Here is a 25,284-nt window from a genome sequence, read left to right on the forward strand (position 1 = left end):
GGCCCCCTTTTTTATTCTGCCGCCGCTTCGAGCGCCGGATAGTCGGTATAGCCTTCGGCGCCACCGCCATAGAGCGTGGCGCGGTTGAGCTGGGCCAGCGGCGCATCGCGGCGCAGGCGTTCCACCAGATCGGGATTGCTGATGAAGGGGCGGCCGAAAGCAACCAGGTCGGCGCGGCCATTGGCTACGGCATTGTCGGCCATGGCGCGATCATAACCATTGTTGGTGATCCAGGCACCGCGGTAGCGACTGCGCAGCGCGCCGTAATCGAAGCCGGCGCCGAAGTCACGGTCGGCCCCGGTCGAACCCTCGATGACATGAATATACACCAGGCCAAGGCGATCGAGCTGCTCGACCACGTAATTGAACAGCGGCTGCGGGTTGCTGTCGGTGGCGTCATTCGCCGGCGTCACCGGCGAGAGCCGGATGCCGGTGCGCTCGGCGCCGATCTCCTGCACAATGGCCTGGGTGACTTCCAGCAGCAGGCGGGCGCGGTTCTCGATGCTGCCGCCATATTGATCCGTGCGCTGGTTGATGCCGTCGCGCAGGAACTGGTCGAGCAGATAGCCATTGGCACCATGGATCTCGACGCCATCGAAGCCGGCGGCAATCGCATTGGCCGCACCCTTGCGGTAGCCGTCGATGATCGCCGGCAACTCGTCCAGCCGCAGGGCGCGCGGCTCAGACACATCGGTGAAGGTGCCGTTGACGAAAGTCTTGGTCTTGGCGCGGATCGCCGATGGCGCCACTGGCGCCTGGCCACCGGGCTGCAGCGACACATGGCTGACGCGGCCGACATGCCACAGTTGCAGGAAAATCCGGCCGCCCCTGGCATGCACGGCATCGGTCACGCGTTTCCAGCCTGCGATCTGTTCTGCCGAATGGATGCCGGGCGTGTCCTGATAGCCTTGGCCTTCCGGCACCACCTGGGTCGCTTCGGCCACGATCAGACCGGCAGCGGCGCGCTGCGCGTAGTATTCGGCCATCAGCGCGGTGGGCACATTGCCGGCGCCGGCGCGGTTGCGGGTCAGCGGCGCCATCACGATGCGGTTCGCCAGGGTGATGTTGCCGAGGCGATAGGAATCAAACAGTCCGGTCATGGGAAATCCGTTGCGAGAAAGGGGGTAGGCAGTCCTCTACAGAAAGTGCGCTGCAGCGAAAAAGCAAGCGTGATGGCGGTTACAGTCCGGTGAGTCACGCGGCGGCATGGCGCGGCGGTGCGGCGGCAGTCTGCTGCTGCAGATAGTTGTCGAAGGCGGCACAGACCTGGCGCACCAGCGGCCGGCCGCTTTCAGCTATGCGCAGTGCATAGCCGCCCTGACGCGTGACGATGCCGTGACTTTCCAGCAGCGCCAGGCGTGGCAGGTCGGCATCGAACAGCGTCACCGGCAGACCATGCTGCGCAGCAAGCGCGGCAAGATCGACCTGCAGGTGGCACATCAGCTGCTCGATCACGGCGCGCCGCAGGATGTCTTCAGCCGTTACTGCGCGCATGCGGGCAACCGGCAACTGCCCGGCCTCCACGGCGGCGCGCCAGCCGGCGACGGCAGGGATGTTCTGCGCATAGCCCTGCGGCAGCGTGCTGATCGCCGAGGGGCCGAAGCCGAGCAGCACCTCGCCGGTCTGCGTGGTGTAACCCTGGAAATTGCGGTTGAGCTGGCCGGCGGCGGCCTGCTGCGCCAGCGCATCCTGCGGGCGGGCGAAATGATCGAGGCCGACGCGGCAATAGCCGGCCTCGGTCAGCACCTGGGCTGCCGCGCCCTCCTGCGCAAAGCGCGCGGCGGTATCGGGTAGGGCCGCGGTATCGATGCGCGCCTGGTGCGGCTTCATCCAGGGTACATGGGCATAGCCGAACAGCGCGATGCGGTCAGGCCGCAGGGCGAGGCTGGCGCGCACGGTGTCGGTGACATTGCCCACCGTCTGGCCCGGCAGGCCGTAGATCAGATCCAGATTGATCGAGCCGATGCCAGCCCTGCGCAGGGCATCGGCGGTGCGCGCCACCACATCCAGCGGCTGGTGGCGGTTGATCGCCGCCTGCACATTTTGATCCAGGCTCTGCACGCCCAGGCTCGCGCGGTTGATGCCCAGCGCCTTCAGGCCCGGCACCAGGCCGGCATCGAAATGGCGCGGATCGATCTCGATGGCGATCTCGGCATCGGGCAGCGCATCGAAATGGCGGTGCAGGCTTTCGGCCACGCGCTGCAGGCCGTCGCCGCCCAGGATGGTCGGCGTGCCGCCGCCGAAATGCAGGCCGCTCAGGCGCGGTCGCGCCGGCAGGTGCGGCACCACCAGATCGATCTCGCGCAGCAGCAGCGCCAGGAAGCGTTCCAGCGTGGCGTTGCCTTTCAACACCTGGGTGTTGCAGCCGCAGTACCAGCACATCTGCCGGCAGAAGGGCACATGCACATAGAGCGCAAAGGCGCTGTCATCGGGTAGCGCGTCGAGCCAGCCCCGCCAGCCGGCATCGTCGCCGGCGGGCTGGAAATGCGGCGCGGTCGGGTAAGACGTGTAACGCGGCACGGGACCGATACGGGCGGCGATGGCGGCAAGCTGGGCGGAATCGGGCATGGCCACACTGGAGCATGCCTGCGACGCCGCGGCTTTGACCTGGCTCAAAGCAATCGTCCGGCATCGCGGCTAAATCCCGTAAGATATTGAATTTACTTAATTAACCATGATTTTTGGTGATTGTGGCGCGATGGAGGGTTGTTAAGAATTAACCGTTGGGCAATAAGCAACTAGTAATAGAATTATCACACTCAGAAGTTCTGACCGCCGACCCGTCATGACCATCGTCGACATCGCCATTGCGATCATTCCAGGGATCATCCTGCTGCTGGCCATCGGCATCGGCGGCGATGCCCTGTCGCGCGTGGTGAAGAATATGGCGACCAACCACCATGGCGTGGCGCGGCTGAATGCGGAAACCGAAGCCGCGCGCCATACCTATCTCGACAAGGCCAGCGATCTGGCCGCGCGCAACAAGGAACTGCAGGGCATTGAGTCGCAATATCACGGCGTGTTCCGTGAGGTGCAGGCGCTGCGCCATGCCGAGCAGGCCCTGCAGGATCCGCAGAACAGCACCGTCTTCGAGATCGGCCGTCCCACCGCGGAAGCCACGGGCTGGTATGCCAAGATACTGCTGCACCGTAAGCACACCATGTTCAACGGCCTGGGCACCAGCTCCACCAATGCCGAAGGCTATCGCATGGGGCGGCTGGTGATCTGGGGCGTCGATGGCGATACCGCACGCCAGCTCTGCCGCCAGCGGTTCAGCAAGGAAGCCTCGGTGCTCTCGATCCAGGCCTTCCGCGGCAAACTGAAGCGCGCCGATGTTTGATTTCAACCTTGATGTAATGTCGATCGCCTATGTGCTCGTGCTGGCCGCCAACCTGGCGCTGATCCTGCTGGTCGGCAATCTGACCTTCGAGCGTGCCCGCGACGCCTGGTCATCGGTCGCCAGCCGCACGCGCTATCTGCAGTCGGGCCTCGACCAGCTGCGCGCCGCAGCCGAGCATGCCGAAACGCAGACCGCCGAGGCGGCCAAGAATATCGAGGCGGCGAAGCAGAAGCTGGCCAATGCCGAGGTCGAGCTGGCCGCGCTGAAAAAGCGCCATGCCGAGGAAAAGCTGCCCTTCGTCTATCGCGTCACGCCGCCGGAAAATTTCGATCCCGGCGGCATGATCTGGGAATTCGTCGCCCATCACGACAATGAGGGGATGAAGGAAACCGATCCCGACCATCCGGCGCGGCAATGGACCAACGGGCGGTTCTATCTGGTGCAGGCCGCGACCCAGAAGGCCGCCATTCGCCAGCTCGAACGGCATCTGCCGGATTCAGAGGGCTTCCGCCTCGCACTGGTGAAAAATCACGGGGATGTCATCGCCAGCTTTGCCGAAGCCGTCTGAGCCCTCGCAAAATACGGGTTGTATGACGGTGTGGTGAAGGTTGCAGTCTGCTGTGCCACCTGGCCCCGGCTTGTGACCACGATCACATCACCCCCGACAACGGCATGAAATAACAACAGGGTCAGCGTCGAGGGATGACCCTCGTGTTCCCCAACTGAAACCCCGGAGCTTCGTGCCCCGGGGTTTTTTTGTTGGCGTCAGCAGACTTCAGCCGAAGGTATCGGCGATGATGCCGGCATACCAGCCGAGCGTGAAATCGGCCTCGGCCTTGCGCTGAGCCGCATTGGCGTTGCCCGGCGACACGCCGCCGGAGCTGGGCACTTCCGCCACACCCTGCGGGCCGGGGCGATAGGTGCCGGTGACCGAGATGCCATAGTCCGGCGTCACCAGGCTGTAGCAGGTGTTATGGAACACCGCCGCCGGCGCGGTCACGCCGCGCAGGCCGGCAGCCACCTGAGCCGCCACCACTTTGGCCTGGCTGTTCGCCGCCGTGCCCGACTTGGGCATGGCGCCGGCAATCGAGGCATCGCCTAGCACGTAGACATTGGCGGCCTTGCGCGAGGCGAAGCTGGCGGGATCGACGGCACACCAGCCGTTGGACTCTGCAAGCCCGGCATCCAGGGCGATCTTGCCTGCCGTCTGCGGCGGGATGATGTTGACCACGGCGCCTTTCTCTTTGCCGAAGCCGGCCGTCACCGTCATGCTTTTCGGATCGACGCTCTCCACCTTGCCGCCATCCTTGCCGGCCACCCAGGTGATCATGCCGGGATACTGGCTTTCCCAGCCGGCCATGAACAGGCCCTGCTTGGAGAAGGCATCCTTGGCATCCAGTACCAGGATCTTCGACTTCGGCTTCTTGGTCTTGAGATACCAGGCGATCATGCTGACACGTTCATACGGCCCGGGCGGGCAGCGGAACGGATTGGCCGGCGGCGCCACGATCACCGTGCCGCCATCGGGCATCGCTTCCAGCTGCTTGCGCAGCAGCAGCGTCTGCGCCCCGGCTTTCCAGGCATGCGGCATCACGGTGTTGGCGGCCTGCTCGCTCCAGCCGGCCACACCGCCAAAGTTCAGCTCGATACCGGGTGCCACCACCAGGCGATCATAGGGCAGGCTGCTGCCGTCCTTCAGCCGCACGCTGCGCGCGGTGGTATCGACCGCACTGGCTTCGCCGCGCACCAGGCGCACGCCATGGCGCTGGCGCAGCGGATCGCGCCGGTGCGTGATGCTGTTGATGTCGCGGATTCCGCCCAGCACGTAATTCGAGAAGGGACAGGTGATGTAATTCGCATCGCGCTCGACCAGCACCACATCGGTGTCGGGCGAGAACAGCTTGATGTAGCGCGCCGCCGTGGCGCCGCCGAAGCCGCCGCCGATCACGACGACGCGGCCGGCAGCGGCTTGCGCGCGGGCGATATGGGGGATGGCGAAGCTGCCGGCGGCGATGGTGGCGCCGGCCAGAATCTGGCGCCGCGAGAATTTGGGAGAGAAGCTGCTCATGGTGATATCTCCCTCAGTTCTTTGACAGGTAATCAGCGAGCGCCTTGAGCTGCTCGTCGGAATAGCCGCGCGCGATCCGCCCCATGATGGTGTAAGGCCGCTTGTCGGTCTTGAAATCGATCAGGGCGCTGTAAAGCGCGCCGGCATCGGCGCCATGGATCGGCGGCATGGTCGGCGACACATAGGTGGCGCTGCCATGGCAGACATTGCAGGCCTGCGCGGCCAGCACGGTATCGTTCACGGCGGCAATCCGCTGCTGCGCCTGCGCCGGCACGGCAATGGTCATCAGGCAGGCCGCGGCTACGCCGGCCAGGCCAAGGAATGGGGCACGCATGGTCTTTTCCTCCCGTTTCACCCTACGGAGGCCAGACTAAGCGGGCGGTCTTATTTTATCAATTCAATATGTTGATAAATTTTATATACATACAAAAGGTGTTTTAATCCGCATGCGGCCGGTGGGGCTCGCCGGGACTGGCCCCATTGCGCGCGGCCAGCAGGATGGCGCCGATGATCAGCACGGCCCCGGCCAGCATCGTGCCGCTGATGGCTTCATTATAGGCCACGACGCCGACAATCAGTGCGGTCACCAGCTCGCTGGCGCCCGCCACCGCGGTGCGCTCGGCGCCGGCCAGCGGCGCGCCATAGAGCAGCAGGCCCAGCGCAAACACCGTGCTGAGCAGCGCCAGCGCCACGGTCGCGCCCCAGCCCGCCATGCTGGCCGGCACGACGATGCCGCCATCCATGATGAGGCCGAGCACCAGCATGGCGATCAGGCCGCCAAGGAACACGCCGCCCAGCCGCACCGGGATCGCCACCCGGCTCAGCCGCTTGGCCGCGATATGCACGAACAGCGCATAGGCGGCCGGCGGCACGAAGGCCATGGCGATGCCGGTGATGTCGAGGTTCTCACCAAGGCCGGCCGGCGCGAGAATGAGGATCGCGGCCAGCAGCACCAGCACCGCCGCCACCGCATTCGGCCAGGTCAGTTTTTCACGGAACCCCAGCCAGCCGATCAGAATGGTGAACAGCGGGTAGGTGAACAGGATCAGCACAGTGAGTGCGACGGTCAGTCGCTGCAGCGCCAGGAAGTAAAACAGGTTGATACCCATATAGCCGGCGCCAGCGAGCACTGCGATCAGAGTATCGCGCTTCGCCGCCAGCATGCGGGGCAGGAAGGGCAGCAGGCAGAGAAACGCGATGCCGAAACGCCAGCTCAGCAGCGACAGCGGCGGCAACCCATCGGCATAGGCGGTGCGGGCAAACAGCGGCATCAGGCCGAAGCCGATGGCACCGAAGGCGACCAGCGCCATGCCGGCGGCGGGTGTTCTTGCGTTCATCGTTGCATCGTCATGCCACGGCTTGACCGTGGCATCCACGAGTTTCTGGCAGAAAATCAAACGTCGATGGCACGACCAGGGATGCCATGCCGAATGGAGACTCTCAGGCCGCCGCGAACGTCATCGTGATCGGCGTCATACCGCTGATGCTACCGGTCAGCGTGGCGCCGGCCTTGAAGAAGCGCAGGCCGGTGAAGGCGCCGGTGGTGACGATCTGGCCCAGCTGCACGCCGCCGCAGTGATAGCATTCGCGCACCAGGTCGGCCAGCATGCCAAACGGTGTGCCGGTGTTCAGCGTCGCAGGGCCGCCGCAGATTTCCACGCCATCGGCCACAAGCTGCACGATGGGCTTGTCGAAGGCTTCCGCACGCCAGCCCTTGGGCAGCGGCGTGCCGTAAATGAGCCCGGCATTGAGCTGGAAATCAGCCAGGCGCCAGAGCGGGCTGGCGGCCTGCGGATCGCTCAGCCGGCTGTCGACCACCTCAAAGACCGGCAGCGGCGTAACGACGGCGGCGAGCTTCTGCATGAAATCCGCGTCATCGGCGTCCGGCAGGGCGGCATCGATGCGGAAGCCGACTTCGAGTTCCAGGCCGCGCAGGCGGCTTTCCGCCGGCAGCCGTGTGTCAGGCGCTGGGCGGATCAGGTCGGCGCGGATCGGCGAACAGATCAGCGGCTGGCCGGCGCCCGAGCGGCCGACCTTCCAGGCGCCGACGGCGCTGTTGAGCGAATTCATCACGCCGGACTGGATCTCGTAGGCTTCCGTGATGCTGCGCGGCTCGCTAGCCTCATCGGCCTCCACCAGCGGGCCGCCATTGCGGGCGGCCAGCAGGCGGGCAATCACCTCGGTGTGGCGAGACGGCTTTGCGGGCATCGCGGCGGGCCTATTTGCCGATGCCGCAAAAATCGCGGGCGGCAATCCATTCGCCATGGTGGGTGCAGCCGGCTTCGGCCAGGGCGACAAACACTTCCATGATGTCTTCCGGCTTGGGCAGGGTGGTCGGGTCTTCACCGGGGAAGGCTTCGGCGCGCATCTTCGATTGCGTGCCGCCGGGATTGACCAGGTTCACCTTGATGTTGCTCTGCGCCACTTCCTTGGCATAGCCCATCACCATGGCATCCAGCGCGGCCTTGGAGGCGGCATAGGCGCCCCAGTAGGCGCGGATGTCGCGCGCCACGCTGGAGGTGACAAAGATCGCACGGCCCGCAGGCGAGGCGAACAGCAGCGGATGCACGGCGCGGATCAGGCGCTGATTGGCATGGACGTTGAGCTTGAACACCTGTTCCCACAGGTCCGGCGGATACTGGTGCAGCGGCGTCATGCGGCCGAAGATACCGGCATTGCCGACCAGGATGTCGATCCTGCCAAAGCGCTCCAGCAAAGGCGCGGCCAGGCCGTCGATCAACTCTGTCTTGCCGAGATCAAGCGGGATCAGCGTGGCCGGTGCGCCGCCGGCGCTGCGGATCTCGTCATCCAGCTCTTCCAGCGCGCCCGCGGTGCGGGCCACGCAGATGACATGGGCGCCTTCGGCGGCATAGCGTTTGGCAATCGCGGCGCCGATGCCGCGGCTGGCGCCGGTGATCAGCGCAATCCGGTCCTTGAGACGCATTCGTGTCGGTCTTCTATACGGTGGTGGAGATCGCTCAGCCGGTTTCGGCGAGCAGGGTGAGCTGGCGCGGACCGCGGATGCCGCGGTTCACTTCATCGGTCAGGCCGATCGGATAGTCGCCGGAGAAGCAGGCATCGCAGAAGGCTGGCTTCAGCGGATCGCGGGCCGGCTGGCCCATGGCGCGATACAGCCCTTCCATGTTGAGGAAGGCGAGGCTGTCGGCCTTGATGAACTTGGTCATCTCTTCGATCGAATGGGTGGCGGCCAGCAGCTTGGAGCGTTCCGGCGTATCGACGCCGTAGAAGCAGCTGTGGGTGGTCGGCGGCGATGCGATGCGCATATGCACCTCCTTGGCACCGGCTTCGCGCACCATCTCGACGATCTTGGTCGAGGTGGTGCCGCGCACGATGGAGTCGTCCACCAGGATCACCCGCTTGCCCTGGATATAAGCGCGGTTGGCATTGTGCTTCAGCTTGACGCCGAGATGGCGGATCTGGTCGGTCGGCTCGATGAAGGTGCGGCCGACATAATGGTTGCGGATGATGCCCAGCTCGAACGGGATGCCGCTCTCGGCGGCATAGCCGATGGCGGCCGGCACGCCGCTGTCGGGCACCGGGATCACCACATCGGCATCAATCGGATTGGTGCGGGCCAGTTCGGCGCCGATGCGCTTGCGCGATTCATAGACGCTGAGGCCCTCGACCTGCGAATCCGGCCGGGCGAAATAGATGTATTCAAAGATGCAGAAACGACGCTGCACTGGTGGGAAGGGATGCAGCGAATGGATGCCGTCGGCATCGATCACGATCAGTTCGCCCGGCTCGACATCGCGCACGAAATCGGCGCCGAGGATATCAAGCGCGCAGGTCTCCGATGCCAGGATCGGGCAGCCCTTGAGGTCGCCCAGCACCAGCGGGCGCACGCCCCAGGGGTCGCGCACGCCGATCAGCTTCTTCGGCGTCAGCGCCACCAGCGCATAGGCGCCTTCCACCTGCTTCAGCGCGTCGATCACGCGATCGACCACGGTGGCCTTGCGGCTCAGCGCGACGAGATGGGTGATCACTTCCGTATCCATGGTGGACTGGAAGATGCTGCCCTTGGCGACCAGGTCGTCGCGGATCATCCGCGCATTGGTCAAGTTGCCGTTATGCGCCAGCGCGATGCCGCCCAGTTCCAGATCGGCATAGATCGGCTGCACGTTGCGCAGCAGGGTGCCGCCCGAGGTGGAATAGCGCACATGGCCGATGGCGCGGTCGCCCGGCAGTTCGCGGATCACCTTTTCGGAGGAGAAGTTCGGCGCCACATGGCCGAGCGCGCGATGGCTGTTAAAGCGGCCCTCGTTATAGGCGACGATGCCGGCGGCCTCCTGGCCGCGATGCTGCAGGGCATGTAGCCCCAGCACCGTGTTGGCCGCGGCATCGGGTGTGCCGAAAATGCCGAAGATGCCGCATTCTTCATGCAGCTTGTCATCGTCAAAGGGGTTCGTCTGCATGTTTAACGGCTCCATCGCCACGGTGCGTACTGGGGGCCCATCGTGGCTTGTGGCGGCTTCAAGGTTTGTCCTGGGTGCGGATCAGACTCTCGATGCCCTGGCGTTCCTCGGTCTTATAGCCGGTTTGGCCGCGCGAGTCAGCGCCGGCCCCCGGATTTGTATGCGCTGGAATCGGCGTAGAGTGCGGTCCAGTCGTCTTTTTTTCCGGCGCCCGGGTCGGATCGATCTGGCGCAGGATCATTTCGGCCCCCCAGGTATAGCCCATCACCGCCAGGGGCCGGGTCCGGGCCTCGGCCAGCCAGGCCGGCTGGGTCGGCACCGGGATCAGGCGATCGACGATCCACCAGGCAACCACCACGATCAGTGCTCCGCGGGCCAGGCCGAACAGGAAGCCCAAAGAGCGGTCGACGGCGGAAATCGCCGACGCCCGCCGGACCTGTTCGGAAATCCAGTGAGTCAGGATCGAACACAGAATCAGGGTCGGCAGGAAAAGGGCGATGCCGGCCGCGATATCGGCGAAAATCCGTGACTCGATATAGGTACGGGCGATGTCGCGGGCAAGAGGGAAGAAGAAGTAGGTCACCGCCAGGGCGGCCACCCAGCCGACGATCGACAGCACTTCCTTCACAAAGCCGCGGAACAGCGCCAGCAAAGCCGACAGCAGCAGGATGACGATGACGATCAGGTCGACGATGTTGATCGGCAGCGACGTCATGCTTATTCCTCGTCCCCGGTCCAGCTGCTGCGGTCGCGCCCGGCATTGGCCCGCTTGGCTGCAGCCCGGGCGGCGGGGAAGAGTTCGACCAGTTCGTTCAGCCGCATCAGCTCGCTCGTCCCGATATCCTTGACCTTGGTCTTGGCCCCGGCCGGCATCACGGCATGGGTGAATCCAAGCTTGGCCGCTTCCTTCAGCCGCGACTCCGACTGGCTCACCGGCCGCACTTCGCCGGCCAGGCTGACCTCGCCGAAGAACACCGTGCGTTCCGGCGCCGGACTGTCGGCCAGTGCCGACAGCAGGGCGGCGGCAACCGCCAGGTCGGCGGCGGGCTCGACCACCCGCAACCCGCCGGCGACGTTGAGATAGACGTCGCAGCCGGAGTAACGCAAGCCGCATCTGGCGTCCAGCACGGCGAGCACCATGGCCAGGCGGCCGGAATCCCAGCCCACCACGGTGCGGCGCGGTGTCGCAAGCGGCGAGGGGGCCACCAGAGCCTGGATTTCGACCAGCAGCGGCCGTGTGCCTTCCATGCCCGCGAAGATGGCGGAACCCGCCACCGGTTCGCCCTTGCCGGCTTCCGAACGGCCGAGGAACAGGGCAGAGGGGTTCGACACCTCGGCCAGGCCGCCATCGGTCATACTGAACACGCCGATCTCGTCGGTGGCGCCAAAGCGGTTCTTCACGGCGCGCAGGATGCGGAACTGGTGGCCGCGCTCGCCCTCGAAATAAAGCACGGTATCGACCATGTGCTCGACCACGCGCGGGCCGGCGATCTGGCCGTCCTTGGTGACATGGCCAACCAGGAACACCGATGCATTCGACTGCTTGGCCACGCGCACCAGTTCATGGGCACAGGCGCGCACCTGGTTCACCGTGCCCGGCGCGCTTTCGATATTGTCGGCGAAGATCGTCTGGATCGAGTCGATCACGATCACCGATGGCGCACCCTTGGCCTGTGCCATCGCCGCGTCGATGCCGGCCAGGATATCGCGTAAGGAGTTGGCGGCCGAGAGCAGCACCGGCGCATCGGCAAGCCCCAGCCGCTGGGCGCGCAGGCCAATCTGCGCCACGGCCTCTTCGCCTGATACATACAGTGCAGTCGTGCCGCGTCGTGCCAGCTGCGCGACTGCCTGCAGCAGGATGGTGGATTTGCCGATGCCGGGATCGCCGCCGATCAGGATGGCCGAGCCGGGCACCAGGCCGCCGCCCAGCACGCGGTCGAATTCGTTGATGCCGCTGATCGTGCGCATCACCGTGTCGGGCTGTGCGCTTAAAGAGGCAAAGCCGATCGCCTTGCCCTTGCCGGCCGACAGGCCCTTGGGCACTGCGGTTTTCGGGGCTTCCTCCAGGATGGTGTTCCAGCCGCCGCAGGCATCGCAGCGGCCCTGCCATTTGCGGTAGGCGGCGCCGCAGGACTGGCAGACGAAGGACTCGGTGACTTTTGCCATCAGGGCTTCAGGATTTCCATCTTGATCGGGCCTTCGGCCCGACCATGGATGAACTGGTCGACATAGGCATTGCCCGAATGATCGACCTCGGCGGCGGTGCCGTGCCAGATGATCTTGCCCTTGTAGATCATTGCCACATAGTCGGCGATCTTGCGCGCACTGGCCATGTCATGGGTGATGCTCAGCGTGGTGGCGCCCAGCTTCTGTACGCAGGATTTGATCAGGTCGTTGATCACATCGGCCATGATCGGGTCGAGGCCGGTGGTCGGTTCGTCGAAGAAGATGATTTCCGGCTCGGCGGCAATCGCGCGCGCCAGGGCCACGCGCTTCTGCATGCCGCCCGACAGTTCGGAGGGCGACAGCTCGCCGACCTCGGGGCCGAGGCCGACCTGTCCCATCTTGTCGAGCGCGATATCCTTGGCCTCCTTGCGCGGCATGTTGCGGCCCTGGATCAGGCCAAACGCCACGTTTTCCCAGACCTTGAGGCTGTCGAACAGTGCCGAGCCCTGGAACAGCATGCCGAACTTGCGCAGGGCCTGCTCGCGCTCGTCAGTGGTGAAGTTCATGGAATCCTGGCCGTCGATCAGGATCTGGCCGCTGTCGGGCCGGATCAGGCCGAGCACGCATTTCAGCATCACCGACTTGCCGGTACCCGAGCCGCCGATCACCACCAGCGACTTGCCGCGCGGCACTTCCAGCGTCAGGCCGTCGAGCACGACCTTCTTGCCGAAGCGCTTGTGCACGTCCTTGAGGACTATCTTGTTCGGCGTGTCGCTCATTTGCCCGAGAAGAACAGTTCGGTGACGAAATAGTTGGAGACCAGAATCAGTATCGAGGCCGAGACCACCGCATCGGTGGTGGCCTTGCCAACGCCCTGGGCGCCGCCCTTGGAATGGAAGCCGTGGTAGCAGCCCATCAGGGCGATCACGAAGCCGAAGACCGCGGCCTTCACCAGGCCCGACACGACGTCCAGTGTTTCCAGGAAGTCGATGGTGTTTTTCATATACGAGCCGGCATTGAAGCCGAGCTTGTGGGTGGCGATCAGGTAGCCACCCATCACGCCGATGACGTCGGCCACCAGTACCAGCACCGGCAGTGTCAGCGTGGCGGCCAGCATGCGCGGCGCCACCAGATACTTGAACGGATTGGTCGACAGAGTGGTGAGGGCGTCGATCTGTTCGGTCACCCGCATGGTGCCGATCTCAGCCGCCATGGCAGAGGCCACGCGGCCCGCCACCATCAGGCCGCCCAGCACCGGGCCGAGTTCGCGGGTGATGCCCAGCACCACGATGCTCGCCACCGCGCTCTCGGCATTGAAGCGGCCGGCACCGATGAAGATCTGCAGGGCCAGCACCATGCCGGTGAACAGCGCGGTAAGGCCGACCACCGGCAGCGAGAAATAGCCGATGCTCATCATCTGCTTGACCAGCAGGCGCAGATAGAACGGCGGCAGGAAGATATGGCGCACACCATGGAAGGTGAACACCGTCACCCGGCCGATAGCGACCAGGAAGTCGAGGAAGACGCGGCCGATGATGGCAAGCGGGTTCATGCGGCGCTCTTGTAGATGCGGCGGTAGCGTTTGCCCAGCTGGGTTAGCAATTCATAGCCGATGGTGCCGGCCAGTGCGGCCTGCTCGTCGAGATCGATGCCGCCGCCCAGCAGGCTGACCGGCGTGCCGGGGCGGCAGTCCTCGGCAGCGAGGGCAGAGACATCCAGCGTGATCAGATCCATCGAGACCCGCCCCGCGATCGGCACTCGCACATGGCCCTGGCGACCTTTGATGATGGCACTGCCGCGACCGGACAGCGCACGAGACAACCCGTCGGCATAACCAACCGCCACGGTGGCGATTTGAGTCGGTTTTTCAACGATATAGCCGGCACCGTAGCCAACGGTCATGCCCCTGTCAACGGAACGGACCTGCAGGATTTTACCTTGCAGATGAACCACTTCCGCCATCCGGCTGGCCGCGCGCCGGGGTCCTGCCGCTGGGTCCAGCGGATTGGCGCCGTATAGCGCGATTCCCGGCCGCAGGATGTCGTGGTGCCAGTCGGCGCCCAGGAAGATGCCGGCCGAATTGGCCAGGCTGCCTTTCAGGTTGGCAAAGCGCTGGCGCCAGGCGGCAAAGCGGTCGGCCTGGCTCCGGTTCAGCGGGTGGTCCGGCTCGTCGGCGCAGGCCAGATGGGTCATCACGAAGGCCAGATCGATGCCGTCTAGCCTGCTCGGATCGGCGGCCACCGCATCGGCCTCGGCATCGGTCAGGCCAAGCCGGTTCATGCCGGTATCGATATGCAGGGCAGCGGGCAGGCGGCGGTCCAGCCGTTTCGCCAGCGCGGACCAGGCGGCGATCTGGCCCGGCGTCGACAGCACCGGCGTCAGCTTGGCGGCGGCCAGCTCGGCTTCACCGCCGGCGGTCGGGCCATGCAGGATATGAATGGTGACATCCGTCAGGGCCCGGCGCAGCGCCAGGGCCTCTTCGGAATGGGCAACGAAAAACCGGCGGCAGCCGGCCTTTTGCAAGGCGGCACCGACTTCTGCAGCACCAAGGCCATAGCCATCGGCCTTCACCACGGCGGCGCATTCGGCCTGCGGCGCCATGCTGCCCAGCCGGCGCCAGTTGGCCACCAGTGCGTCGAGATCGATATGGAGAATCGCCTGGTCGCCGGAAGAGAAGGTCATGGCCGCTGTTTAGCCCAGCCGATGGCAAAGCAACAGGCTTAAAAGACGGCGGCGCCCTTGCCGTTACCCGGGGCGCAGGCGAAACTGCGGCCATGGGGGACGGGCCACGGAAGAGGGCGACGTCACGGATGGCCGGCTCAGGCTGTCTTGCATGTGTATCGCGCCTGAGGAAGTCATGTCCGCCCCGCCTTCTGCTATCAAATCCCTTGCAACGGGTCTGTTCGCCAATCCCTATCTGCTGCTGGTGCTGACCACGGCGATGTGGGGCGGCCATTCGGTGGTCAGCCGCATGGCGGTGGGCGAGATTTCGCCGGCGTCGCTCACCTGCTTGCGCTGGCTGATCGTCGCCAGCATCATGCTGTCCCTGCGCATGCAGGGCCTGCGCGAGCATTGGCCGGCGCTGAAACCGCGCATCGGCTATCTCGCCCTGATGGGGGCGCTGGGCTACACCAGCTACAACATCCTGCTCTACTGGTCGGCGTATACCACCACGGCCATCAATATCAGCATCATCAATGCCGCCATGCCGGCGATGATCCTGATCGGCGCCCTGCTGGTCTTCGGCCAGCGCGTCACGGTGCTGCAGTGGATCGGCACGGTGGTCTCGATGGCCGGTGTGGTGTTGACCGGTGCCAAGGGCGATCTGCAGCATCTGCTCGATCTCACCATCAGCCGCGGCGACATCCTGATCCTGATCGCGGTGATCCTGTATTCCGGTTATTCGGTGCTGCTGCGGACCCGGCCGCTGGTGCCCAGCCTGGTGTTCTTCGCGGCACTGACGCCGGCGGCGCTACTGTCATCCTTCGTGCCGCTGGCCTTTGAGATCGCCGCCGGCGATTTCTACTGGCCGAGCGGCAAGGGCTGGCTGCTGCTGCTCTATGTCGCGATCTTCCCGTCGCTGCTGTCGCAGATCTTTTTCATCCGCGCCGTCGAACTGATCGGGGCGGGACGCGCCGGCCTGTTCACCAACCTGATGCCGCTGTTCGGCGCCAGCTTCGCCATCCTGATCCTGGGCGAGGAGCTGGCGCTCTACCACGTGGTGGCGCTGGTGCTGGTGCTTGGCGGCATCCTGCTGGCGGAGTGGAAACGCCAGTAGGTCACGCCACGCGGAAGAAGCCGACCAGGCGGGTGAGTTCCTTGGCCTGACCGGACAGTGCCTGGGCCGAGGCCGAGGTTTCTTCCACCAGGGCGCCGTTGCGCTGGGTCATTTCATCCATGCTGCCTACAGCCGTGTTGATCTGCTCCAGGCCGGTGGCCTGCTCACGCGAAGCGGCCGCGATCTCGGCCACGATATCGGCCACCTTCTTGATGGCGCCGACGATCTCGGTGAGCGACCCGCCGGTCTGGTTGACCAGGCTGGCGCCGGTTTTCACCTGCGCGTTCGATTCCGTGATCAGCGCCTTGATGTCCTTGGATGCGTTGGCCGAACGCTGCGCCAGTGCGCGCACCTCCTGCGCCACCACGGCAAAGCCCTTGCCGGATTCGCCGGCGCGCGCCGCTTCCACGCTGGCATTCAGCGCCAGCAGGTTGGTCTGGAAGGCGATCTCGTCGATCAGGCCGACAATGTCGCTGATCTTCTGCGCACTGGACTCGATCTGGGTCACGGCGGTCACCGCATTTGCCACCACGCTGCCGCCCTTTTCCGCCGTGTCGCGCGCCGCCACCGCCAGCTGATTGGCGGCCTGGGCGTTCTCGGCATTCTGCTTCACCGTGGTGGTGATCTCATGCATCGAGGCCGCTGTCTCCTCGATGGAAGCCGCCTGTGATTCGGTACGGCTCGCCAGATCCTGGCTGCCGGTAGAGATTTCGGATGAGGCTTCGTTTACCGCGCCGGCGGCTTCCGCGATGCCGGTGACGGTGCCGGCCAGCTTTTCATTGGTGGTGTTGACGTTGTCTTTCAGCTCGCCGAACACGCCATCGTAATGCCCTTCGACGCGGCGGGTCAGATCGCCGCCGGCCATGGCCGCCAGCACGCGGCCCACTTCGTCGATGGCAGTGCCGACACTGCCGACCAGGCTGTTGATTCCATCGCCCAGCTTGCGCATCACGCCCTGCAGGCTGGCGGTGTCGATACGACGGGTCAGGTCGCCAGCAACGGCGGCCTGCACCACCATGCCCACCGAGCGGTCGAGTTCAGCTTCCTGCGCAGCACGGTCACGTTCGCGCTGCTCGCGTTCGATTTCCACCTGCTGGCGCAGGCGCTCATTCTCCTGGCCGTTCTCCTTGAACACCTGCACGGCCTTGGCCATGCGCCCGATCTCGTCGCCGCGACTTAGGCCCGTCACCACGGCACTGTAATTGCCGGTGGAGAGTGCGCCCATGGTTTCGGTCAGATCGACGATCGGCCGCCGGATCGAACGGCCGATCATGTAGGCCGCGATCAGGGCGGCCAGCAGGGCAATCGGCGCCATCACGCTGATCGTGGTCAGTGTGACCGCGATGTTTGTGTGCATGCTGGCTGCATCTTGTTCCAGCTCCTTGCTGCGCGTATCCGCCAGTACATTGGCGCGCTCGATGGCGCCCACGGCGCTCTGGCTCATGCGGCCCGCCATGTCGGTGCTGATGCGGCCGATGATGGTCATCACCTTGACCAGGCCTTCGGCATAGGCAGCGGTGGCTTCCTTCAGTTCTTCGCCGGCCGTCATCTGGCCCTTGCCGATCAGCCGTTCCGCCAGCGCGTTACTCTGGGTGGCGATCTCTGTGGTCAGCTGCTGAGTGCGGGCCAGCAGGTCGGGGCGCGGCCGGTACAGATACTGGTAGGCGGCGGCGCCGATGGCGTTCAGCGTTTCTGAAACCTGGGTGGCCTGAAAAGCAGTCTGGTAATCGCCGCTGGCGACTGATGTCTGGATCGTCTGGGGCAGGATCTGGCGGATCAGGGTGCTGGCCGGCACCACATCCTTCTGGAAGATGCCGTTGTATTCCGCCCTGGCTGCCACCGTCTGGTCGATCACGGTGCCGAACTGCTGCATCAGCTGGCGAATTTCGCCCAGCACGCGCTTTTCGTTGGCATCCGCATCCTGTTCGGCCTCGTTCAGGCTTTCCGGGATGGCTTGCAGCAATTTGCGCGCCGTCTCCAGTGCCGGCACGCTGTCGCGATCGGTGTAGAGCAGAACATTGCGGCTCAGGTCGATGATATCGCGCTCGGCGCGCAGCACCGCGCGGGTGGAAGTGGAGGTATCGTCGAAACTGTTGAACAGCTGGCGCGCAGCGTTGACACCGAATATCCCGGAGCCGGCCACCACCAGCAGCAGCACGATGACAATGCCGAATCCAAGATTGATTCGGCCGCCTATCGAGAGGTTAGCCGTCGAGTTCTGCACCGCCATGGTTCCTCCTTGGGCGCATGGCTATCTGCCTGCGCTGTTTATTGTTGGTCGTCTTATGGAAGGTATTCTAACGCGTTGGTTGCAGGGAGGGAACCGGGCTGATTCAGCCGAGCGCAACGTCCAGATAGAGCATCACCACGAATCCGCCGAACAGGGCAGAGGTCGCGCCGCGTTCAACGCCGTGGCGATGGGTCTCGGGGATCACTTCCGACGAGATGATGAACAGCATGGCGCCTGCGGCAAAGGCCAGCGCCCAGGGCAGCAGGCCGCCGGATATCGCCAGCGCGCCAGCACCGACGACACCACCCATCGGTTCCAGTGCGCCGGTCAGCGCGGCAACCAGGAACGCGGCCTTCCGCGTATAGCCTTCGCCGCGCAAAGCCACGGCAACCGCCAGGCCTTCGGGCAGGTTCTGCAGGCCGATGCCGAAGGTGACGCCCATGCCGCTGGCGAGATCGCCACTGGCGGCACCGATCCCGACGGCAAGGCCTTCGGGAAAATTGTGCAGGGCGATGGCGATGACAAACAGCCAGACCCGGGCCAGCCGCGACGCATCGGCGCCTTCACGGCCTTTCATGCCGAAATGCTCATGCGGCGCCAGGCTGTGCGCCAGATGCATCACCAGGGCGCCGACCAGCAGGGCGGCGATCACGCCGAGGGCGGCATCGCTGCTGTTGCCCAGGCTCTGCTCGGCATGGTCGAGCGCCGGCAGCAGCAGCGAGAAGAAGGTGGCCGCCAGCATGATACCGGCGGCAAAGGCCAGCATCAGGTTGCGCGTGGTCTCTTTCAGGGTGCTGAGGAACAGCACCGGCACGGCGCCCAGCGTGGTGGCACCGAAGCCGGCCACGACACTGGCCAGCACACCGAGCATGAAGGGCGAAAGCGGGGGGACGGCGGCCGCGAGATCCATGCCCTGATGTAGCATGGACGGCGCCGACCGGAACAGGGCCGTCAGCCGGACGCAAAACGGGGCCCGGTGAGGGCCCCGTTCCGATCTTATGGCTCGCGAGGGTCAGTGATGGCGCGGACCGTGGCGACCGTCCATCATGCCGTCGCCCATGCCGCCACCCTTGGCGAAGAGCTGGTCGGCGGTTTTCTTCTGCTCATCCGACAGCGAATGATACAGCGGGCGGAAGGCGGCCAGGTAACGGTCCTGCGCCGCGTTCATCTCTTTCATCATCGCACTGCGCTGTTCCAGCCGCTCCAGCACGGAAGTCGTTGCCGGCCCCTGCGCGCTGGCCTGCTGGCGCTGGGCATGGCGCTCCTGCATCGTCTTGGTGGTGGCGCGCATCTCGTCGGCGAGCTTGTCGAACAGCGGCTGCTGCTGCGCGCTCAGTTTCAGTTCCGTGCGCAGGAAGGCGATGCGACCCTCGATGAAGCGGCCGGGCGTGCGCTGTTCGGCATGCTGCATCTGCGCATGCGGCGGGGCGGGCTGTTGGGCAGGCTGGGCGAGCGCCAGGCCGCCGGCAAAGCCGGTGGCGATCACACTGGCGGCGAGAAGCAGATTGCGAGCGGACATGGATAAACTCCTGCGTGGCGGGAAGGGGGCCGCCCCGGTTGTCCGGGGCGGAGGATGGTGGCAAGGGGGGGGGCCGTCATCCATACCTATCTTCACGCAGCCGCCGCGAAACTCCTGCGGCTGAAAATGGCGGGCCGGATCAGGCCGCTTCGATCATGGCCGGCGTCTGGGCCGGAGCCTCGTCCGGCATGCGGTTGCGTGTCAGTTTCTGCAAGGCCAGCAGCGGCACCAGGCGTTCGCCCACGGTGGCAATGCCATCGACCAGGCCCGATGACCAGGCTTCGCCCTGATCGGCGCGGCTGATCTTGTCGGCCTCGATCTCGATGATGTCCGACACGCTGTCGACCAGCAGACCGAGCGGCTTGTCGTTCATCACGGCCACCACGATCACGTCCTGCGGTGTCGGCGCCGCCGTCGGCTTGCCCAGGATCGGGCGGGCATCGAACACCGGCAGCACATGGCCGCGCAGGTTTAGCACGCCGAGGCAGGCGGGATCAGTGTTGGGCAGCGGCGAGACCGGCGACCAGCCACGGATCTCCTGGATCTGCAGCAGCGGCAGCGCGTAGGTCTGGTCGCCCACATTGATCAGAAGGGCATCGTTGCGATCCATGGTCATCTCCTGCTCAGGCGGCCTTCGGATAGCCGCGGCTGCCGCTTTCGGTCTTGAAGAAGCTGACCAGCTGGGCGAGATGACCCGCCTGCTCGGACAGCGCCTGGGCCGAAGCCGAGGTCTCTTCCACCAGCGCACCGTTGCGTTGCGTCATCTCGTCCATGCTGCCCACGGCGGTGTTGACCTGCTCGAGGCCAGTGGCCTGTTCGCGGCTGGCAGCAGCAATTTCGGAGACAATGTCGGTCACCTTCTTCACGGCACCGACGATCTCGTTGAGGCTTTCGCCGGCCTGGCCGACCAGCTTGCCGCCCTCGCGCACCTGGCCGTTGGATGCCTGGATCAGGGCCTTGATGTCTTTCGATGCATTGGCCGAACGTTGTGCGAGTGCGCGCACCTCCTGTGCCACCACCGCGAAGCCCTTGCCCGCTTCGCCGGCACGGGCGGCTTCCACCGAAGCATTCAGTGCCAGCAGGTTGGTCTGGAAGGCGATCTCGTCGATGAGGCCGACAATGTCGCTGATCTTCGCCGCCGAGCCTTCGATCTGACTCATCGCCGTGACCACGTTGCCCATGACCGCGCCGCCCTTGTCGGCGGAATCGCGGGCCACCGCGGCCAGCTGGCTGGCGGCCTGGGCATTGTCGGCATTCTGCTTCACCGTGGCGGTGATCTGATGCATCGAGGCGGCGGTTTCTTCGATGCTGGCCGCCTGCGATTCCGTACGGCTGGCCAGATCCTGGCTGCCGGTGGAGATTTCCGACGAGGCCGCATGCACGGTCTTGGCACTTTCGCTGAGCTGGCCGGCGAAATCGGTCAGCCGCTCGGTCAGGGCATTCGCGCCGGTCTTGAGCTGGCCGAAGATGCCGGGATAGTCCTTGGTCAGGCGCCGGGTCAGGTCGCCTTCGGCGATAGCGCTGATGGTGGTGGCGATCTCGCCGGTCATGGTCTGGCACTGGTCCGACATGCTGTTGATGGCGGTGCCGAGCTGTTTGATGAAACCGCTGCGGCCGTCCAGGTCGACACGTTCAGTGAAGCCTTTGTTGCTGGCGGCCTCGACCAGGCGGATGACTTCATTTTCCAGCCGCAGCTGATCGGTGCGGTCGACCCATTCCACTACGGTGCCGACGCGCTCGCCCACGCCGTTGATCGCGGGATTCACCGTCAGGTCAAAGGTGCGGCCGCCAACCACGATGCGACCCTGATGGGTGCCGGTCAGAGCCGCCAGCATGCGCTGCTGGTGTGCCGGGTTCTTGTGGAAGATGTCGACATTCTGGCCGACCAGCTTGTCGGCATCGAATTGCGGCAGATCCTTGCGGATGTCGCTCTGCGCGGTCCTCAGCGTATCGAGCACGGCCTTGTTGCAATAGACGATGGTGTTGCTGTTATCGGCGACCATGACATTGGCTGTCACATTGCGCAGGCCACTTTCAGACCGCGCAGCGTTCAGCAGAATGCCAACCAGTTTTTCAGTGGCGCGGGCTATGGCGCCCAATTCATCCTTGCGGGTCAGCCCGAAGATTTCCGCGTTGGTGTTGCCGCTGCCGAGCGCTTCCAGCGAACCGGTCAGCCGCTTCAATGGCCGGGTGATGGTCAGCGTGGAGATGCCCAGGCCGAGCAGCAGGGAGGCGATGATGATCACAGCGGCCAGGCCGATCAGTAGCCGCGTCTCCATCTGGATGAAGGTATCCAGCTTGGCGGAAATCTCGGCAATGCCCTGGTCGTTGCGGACAATGGCTTCGTCCAGGCTCTTGCCCAGTTCCTCGCGCAAGGTTGCATATTGCGGCTGGTTGCCGAAGTCGCGTGCCGCCGGACCGCCGCTGGCAATGGCGATGCGGCCAATCTCGCGGCGATACTTGGCTAAATCCAGCATCTGCTGCTTGCGGGCGGCAAAGGCGGCGCGGCGGTCGGCCGGTTGCGATTGTTCATATTGCGGGATGATGGCTTCGAATTCCTCCACCGCCTTGTTCAGGCGCTCGACCAGACGACGTATTTCGGCCGGATCGGTAGAGCTGTAGATGGCACGGGCTTCGGCGGCGGTGTCGCTCATTGCGCCGCTGGCCTTCAGCGCGAACATCGCGCGGTTGGCCATGCTCTGCATTTCGTTGACGTTATCGTCATAGGTGCGCAGGGCATTCAGGCCGATCAGCGTGACACCGATCAGGCCACAGGAGAAGAGCAGCAGGATTGCGATGATCCGTGTGCCAATCTTCAGGTTGTTGAGCATTTGCATCGACTTCCCCCTCTGCCCGTGATGCGGGCGCTGCATCGCGACGCCGTCAATGCGGCGCAAATGACAGGGGGATACTCGCGGAGGGCGAGTGTATGGAAAAGTTATTTTCTGGTTCTAAGGACTTTTACGTAAATCCGCATGCGTGATTACTGCGTACCCGGCGACCGATCGGCGCCGGTACGGTCACTGAATCTGGTGAAGCCCGCGCCGCCGTCATGCGACCGTCTGCCGCGCATGACGGCGGTGATTTATGCCGCCTCGGTCAGTGCCAGTTGGCCCGGCATGCGATTTCCGGTGAGTTTCTGCAAAGCCAGCAGCGGTACCAGGCGTTCGCCCACAGTGGCGATGCCATCGACCAGGCCCGATGACCAGGCTTCGCCCTGATCGGCGCGGCTGATCTTGTCGGCCTCGATCTCGATGATGTCCGACACGCTGTCGACCAGCAGGCCGAGCGGCTTGTCATCCATCACGGCCACCACGATCACGTCCTGCGGTGTCGGCGCCGCCGTCGGCTTGCCCAGGATCGGGCGGGCATCGAACACCGGCAGCACATGGCCGCGCAGGTTCAGCACGCCGAGGCAGGCGGGATCGGTGTTGGGCAGCGGCGAGACCGGCGACCAGCCACGGATCTCCTGGATCTGCAGCAGCGGCAATGCATAGGTCTGGTCACCCACATTGATCAGAAGGGAGTCAGTACGGTCGGTCATGGCTCAGAACTCCTGCCAGTCTTCTGCGGTTTGCTCGGATTTGGTTTGCGTCGAGGCGGTGGTTTTCAGTGTGGCAACCGGCTTGTTGGCCGGCTTGGCCGCCGCGCGGATCGGAGTGACGGTCGCGGGTTTCGCTGGCTTCACCCCCGGTGCCGCGGCCTGCGATACCGCTTGTGCCCGGCTGCTGCCGTCGACCTTGAAGAAGCTGACCAGCTGGGCGAGCTGGCTCGCCTGCTCCGACAGTGCCTGGGCCGAGGCCGAGGTCTCTTCCACCAGAGCCCCGTTGCGCTGGGTCATCTCGTCCATCTGACTGACAGCCGTGTTGATCTGTTCCAGACCGGTGGCCTGCTCGCGCGAGGCGGCGGTGATCTCGGCGACGATGTCCGATACCTTCTTCACCGCTGAGACGATCTCGTTGAGGCTTTCGCCGGCCTGGCCGACCAGCTTGCCGCCCTCGCGGACCTGACCGTTGGAGGCCGAGATCAGCGTCTTGATCTCGCGGCTGGCATCGGCCGAACGCTGCGCCAGAGACCGTACTTCCTGGGCGACGACGGCAAATCCCTTGCCGGCTTCGCCGGCGCGGGCCGCTTCCACCGAAGCGTTCAGCGCCAGCAGGTTGGTCTGGAAGGCGATCTCGTCGATCAGGCCGACGATGTCGCTGATCTTGGTGGCAGAGGTCTCGATCTGCCCCATCGCAGTGACCACATTGCCCATGACCACGCCACCCTTGTCGGCAGCGTCGCGGGCGACGCTGGCCAGCTGGTTGGCCGCGGCGGCATTATCGGCATTCTGCTTCACCGTGGTGGTCACTTCATGCATCGAGGCGGCGGTCTCTTCGATCGATGCCGCCTGCGATTCCGTGCGCTGCGCCAGATCCTGGCTGCCGGTCGAGATCTCGGCCGAGGCATCCTTCACCAGCATGGCGCTTTCATTCAGCCTGCTGGCAATGTCGCGCAGCTTCGCGGCCATCGCGTTGACGCCGTCCTTAACGGTGCCGAAGATCCCGTGATACTCGCCGCGGATATCCTTGGTCAGGTCGCCCTGCGCCATGCTGCCGGTCACGGTGGCCAGCTCAGCGGTCACATCCTGCAGCATGCCGGTCAGGCCGTTCAGCCGCTGGCTGATGGTGAGCAGGAAGCCCTCCTTGTCGGCCTCGTTCAGGCGGGTGTCGAGATTGCCGGCGGCAGCCTTGTCGCAGAGCTCCGATATTTCCTCGATGGCCTTGCGTTCGCGGGCCTCGCGCGCAGACCGCTGTTCTTCTGTGGCGCGGCGCTGTTCGGCGATATCGGCCTCAGCCTTCTCGCGGGCGATCATGTTGTCCTTGAAGACCTGCACGCTGCCGGCCATCTGGCCGATCTCGTCCTTGCGGCCGGCGCCATAGACCTCGGCGCCAGTATCGCCCCTGGCCAGCACATTCATGCCATTGGCAAGTTTGGCGATGGGACGCGTGATGGTGAGGACGGAAATCGCCAGGCCGAATGCGATGGTGAGAAATGCAATGGCGCTGGACAGCCCGATCAGCAGCGGGACTTCCCGATCGCCGAAGGCATGCAGTTCGTCAACCATAGCGTTGATCGCCTTGGCGTTGCGTTCGCTGGCCTCGACAAGTTGCTCATTCACCAGCCGGCGGTTGGCGCGGTTGGCATCATTGTTGCCCTGTTCGTTGGCGGCGGCTGGACTCACCTCGGCACCGAGCCGGGCGGTTTCGCGCCGGAAGGTGATGAAGTCCTGTAGGGTTTTTTTGCGCTCCTGGAAGGCCTGCAAACGGTCCGCCTGCTGGGTCTTTTCATACAGCGGGATCAGCTTTTCCATTTCGGCCAGGTGGCCGAGGAGATTCTTGGCGAACGGCTTGGCGGCTTCAGTGTCTTTCGACATGTAGATGCCGCGCGATTCCATCACCACGGCATTGACCAGGCCATTGATTTTTTCGGCATAGAGGGCGCGGTACGCGGTATCGGTCAGGTCATCGACTTTTCCGTCGTAAGTCATGATATCGCGGACACCAATAGTGCCGACGGAGGCCAGACCGATGGCGGCGATCAAAAGCACCAGGCCAACGCGAAAGCCAATCTTAAGGTTGTTAATTACTTGCATGACATCGCTCCGTTCGAGGGATCATCTGATCGAACGGATATGCCCGAGCCGTGGACAGGAGAGAAATTACATCCCCGTAATCCAAAGGATATTGTGCTGAATTTTCAGT

At 64.7% G+C, this 25,284-nt stretch carries 23 protein-coding genes; 3 read left to right on the forward strand and 20 right to left on the reverse strand.

Annotated elements, in window-relative coordinates:
• Positions 1–11: 11 nt before the first annotated feature.
• Positions 12–1,100, reverse strand: a complete 1,089-nt coding sequence (locus AAG821_RS14865; RefSeq protein ID WP_341910830.1) for an alkene reductase — start codon at positions 1,098–1,100, stop codon at positions 12–14.
• A 94-nt stretch (positions 1,101–1,194) separates the two neighbouring features.
• A complete protein-coding gene (hemN, locus tag AAG821_RS14870; RefSeq protein ID WP_341910829.1) occupies positions 1,195–2,568 on the reverse strand; it encodes an oxygen-independent coproporphyrinogen III oxidase in 1,374 nt (457 codons plus the stop codon).
• A 217-nt stretch (positions 2,569–2,785) separates the two neighbouring features.
• On the opposite strand from hemN, the gene AAG821_RS14875 reads away from it, so the two are divergent.
• Both AAG821_RS14875 and AAG821_RS14880 read left to right on the forward strand, forming a co-directional pair.
• Positions 2,786–3,340, forward strand: coding sequence for a hypothetical protein (locus tag AAG821_RS14875; RefSeq protein WP_341910828.1), 555 nt, complete (start codon positions 2,786–2,788; stop codon positions 3,338–3,340).
• Positions 3,333–3,908 carry a hypothetical protein gene (locus AAG821_RS14880; RefSeq protein WP_341910827.1) on the forward strand — a complete coding sequence of 192 codons (576 nt, stop codon included), beginning with the start codon at positions 3,333–3,335 and terminating at the stop codon, positions 3,906–3,908. The genes AAG821_RS14875 and AAG821_RS14880 overlap by 8 nt, the downstream gene beginning before the upstream one ends.
• 207 nt (positions 3,909–4,115) lie before the next feature.
• Here the strand turns inward: AAG821_RS14880 and AAG821_RS14885 are convergent, their stop codons facing one another.
• The 11 genes from AAG821_RS14885 to alr form a co-directional block, all read right to left on the reverse strand.
• Entirely contained in the window at positions 4,116–5,408 is a 1,293-nt protein-coding gene (locus AAG821_RS14885) for an NAD(P)/FAD-dependent oxidoreductase (RefSeq protein WP_341910826.1), read from the reverse strand.
• Positions 5,409–5,421: 13 nt separating this feature from the next.
• Complete coding sequence (locus AAG821_RS14890; RefSeq protein ID WP_341910824.1) at positions 5,422–5,742, reverse strand: hypothetical protein; 321 nt, start codon at positions 5,740–5,742, stop codon at positions 5,422–5,424.
• Positions 5,743–5,845: 103 nt separating this feature from the next.
• Entirely contained in the window at positions 5,846–6,784 is a 939-nt protein-coding gene (locus AAG821_RS14895; protein ID WP_341916328.1) for a DMT family transporter, read from the reverse strand.
• A gap of 64 nt (positions 6,785–6,848) precedes the next feature.
• Entirely contained in the window at positions 6,849–7,616 is a 768-nt protein-coding gene (locus AAG821_RS14900) for a hypothetical protein (RefSeq protein WP_341910821.1), read from the reverse strand.
• A 10-nt stretch (positions 7,617–7,626) separates the two neighbouring features.
• The gene (locus AAG821_RS14905) at positions 7,627–8,352 is read right to left on the reverse strand and encodes an SDR family NAD(P)-dependent oxidoreductase (RefSeq protein WP_341910819.1); all 726 of its coding nucleotides are present in this window, start codon (positions 8,350–8,352) and stop codon (positions 7,627–7,629) included.
• A gap of 34 nt (positions 8,353–8,386) precedes the next feature.
• Positions 8,387–9,844: an amidophosphoribosyltransferase gene (purF, locus tag AAG821_RS14910; RefSeq protein ID WP_341910817.1), complete on the reverse strand. Its 1,458-nt coding sequence runs from the start codon at positions 9,842–9,844 to the stop codon at positions 8,387–8,389.
• Positions 9,845–9,902: 58 nt separating this feature from the next.
• Positions 9,903–10,559: a CvpA family protein gene (locus tag AAG821_RS14915; RefSeq protein WP_341910814.1), complete on the reverse strand. Its 657-nt coding sequence runs from the start codon at positions 10,557–10,559 to the stop codon at positions 9,903–9,905.
• A gap of 2 nt (positions 10,560–10,561) precedes the next feature.
• Positions 10,562–12,010 (reverse strand): DNA repair protein RadA, encoded by a 1,449-nt coding sequence (gene radA, locus AAG821_RS14920; RefSeq protein WP_341910813.1) that lies wholly within the window; start codon positions 12,008–12,010, stop codon positions 10,562–10,564.
• Entirely contained in the window at positions 12,010–12,789 is a 780-nt protein-coding gene (locus AAG821_RS14925) for an ATP-binding cassette domain-containing protein (RefSeq protein WP_341910811.1), read from the reverse strand. The genes radA and AAG821_RS14925 overlap by 1 nt, the downstream gene beginning before the upstream one ends.
• Positions 12,786–13,562, reverse strand: a complete 777-nt coding sequence (locus tag AAG821_RS14930; RefSeq protein ID WP_341910809.1) for an ABC transporter permease — start codon at positions 13,560–13,562, stop codon at positions 12,786–12,788. Before AAG821_RS14930 ends, AAG821_RS14925 begins: the two co-directional genes overlap by 4 nt.
• Complete coding sequence (gene alr / locus AAG821_RS14935) at positions 13,559–14,692, reverse strand: alanine racemase (protein ID WP_341910808.1); 1,134 nt, start codon at positions 14,690–14,692, stop codon at positions 13,559–13,561. The genes AAG821_RS14930 and alr overlap by 4 nt, the downstream gene beginning before the upstream one ends.
• Positions 14,693–14,867: 175 nt before the next feature.
• On the opposite strand from alr, the gene AAG821_RS14940 reads away from it, so the two are divergent.
• The gene (locus tag AAG821_RS14940) at positions 14,868–15,788 is read left to right on the forward strand and encodes a DMT family transporter (RefSeq protein WP_341910806.1); all 921 of its coding nucleotides are present in this window, start codon (positions 14,868–14,870) and stop codon (positions 15,786–15,788) included.
• Between the two features lies 1 nt (position 15,789).
• On the opposite strand, the gene AAG821_RS14945 is transcribed toward AAG821_RS14940, so the two are convergent.
• The 7 genes from AAG821_RS14945 to AAG821_RS14975 form a co-directional block, all read right to left on the reverse strand.
• Positions 15,790–18,018, reverse strand: a complete 2,229-nt coding sequence (locus AAG821_RS14945) for a methyl-accepting chemotaxis protein (RefSeq protein WP_341910804.1) — start codon at positions 18,016–18,018, stop codon at positions 15,790–15,792.
• Positions 18,019–18,121: 103 nt separating this feature from the next.
• Positions 18,122–18,928: a ZIP family metal transporter gene (locus AAG821_RS14950; protein WP_341910802.1), complete on the reverse strand. Its 807-nt coding sequence runs from the start codon at positions 18,926–18,928 to the stop codon at positions 18,122–18,124.
• 102 nt (positions 18,929–19,030) lie between these two features.
• Positions 19,031–19,537, reverse strand: coding sequence for a Spy/CpxP family protein refolding chaperone (locus AAG821_RS14955; protein ID WP_341910801.1), 507 nt, complete (start codon positions 19,535–19,537; stop codon positions 19,031–19,033).
• Positions 19,538–19,676: 139 nt separating this feature from the next.
• On the reverse strand, positions 19,677–20,147 hold the full coding sequence (locus AAG821_RS14960; RefSeq protein ID WP_341910800.1) for a chemotaxis protein CheW: 471 nt from the start codon (positions 20,145–20,147) through the stop codon (positions 19,677–19,679).
• 13 nt (positions 20,148–20,160) lie between these two features.
• Positions 20,161–22,374, reverse strand: coding sequence for a methyl-accepting chemotaxis protein (locus tag AAG821_RS14965; RefSeq protein WP_341910798.1), 2,214 nt, complete (start codon positions 22,372–22,374; stop codon positions 20,161–20,163).
• A 248-nt stretch (positions 22,375–22,622) separates the two neighbouring features.
• Positions 22,623–23,081: a chemotaxis protein CheW gene (locus AAG821_RS14970; RefSeq protein ID WP_341910796.1), complete on the reverse strand. Its 459-nt coding sequence runs from the start codon at positions 23,079–23,081 to the stop codon at positions 22,623–22,625.
• A 3-nt stretch (positions 23,082–23,084) separates the two neighbouring features.
• Positions 23,085–25,175, reverse strand: coding sequence for a methyl-accepting chemotaxis protein (locus AAG821_RS14975; RefSeq protein ID WP_341910794.1), 2,091 nt, complete (start codon positions 25,173–25,175; stop codon positions 23,085–23,087).
• Positions 25,176–25,284: the final 109 nt, after the last annotated feature.

This window comes from Ferrovibrio terrae, assembly GCF_943372915.1.
In the GTDB taxonomy this organism is placed as follows: domain Bacteria; phylum Pseudomonadota; class Alphaproteobacteria; order Ferrovibrionales; family Ferrovibrionaceae; genus Ferrovibrio; species Ferrovibrio terrae_A.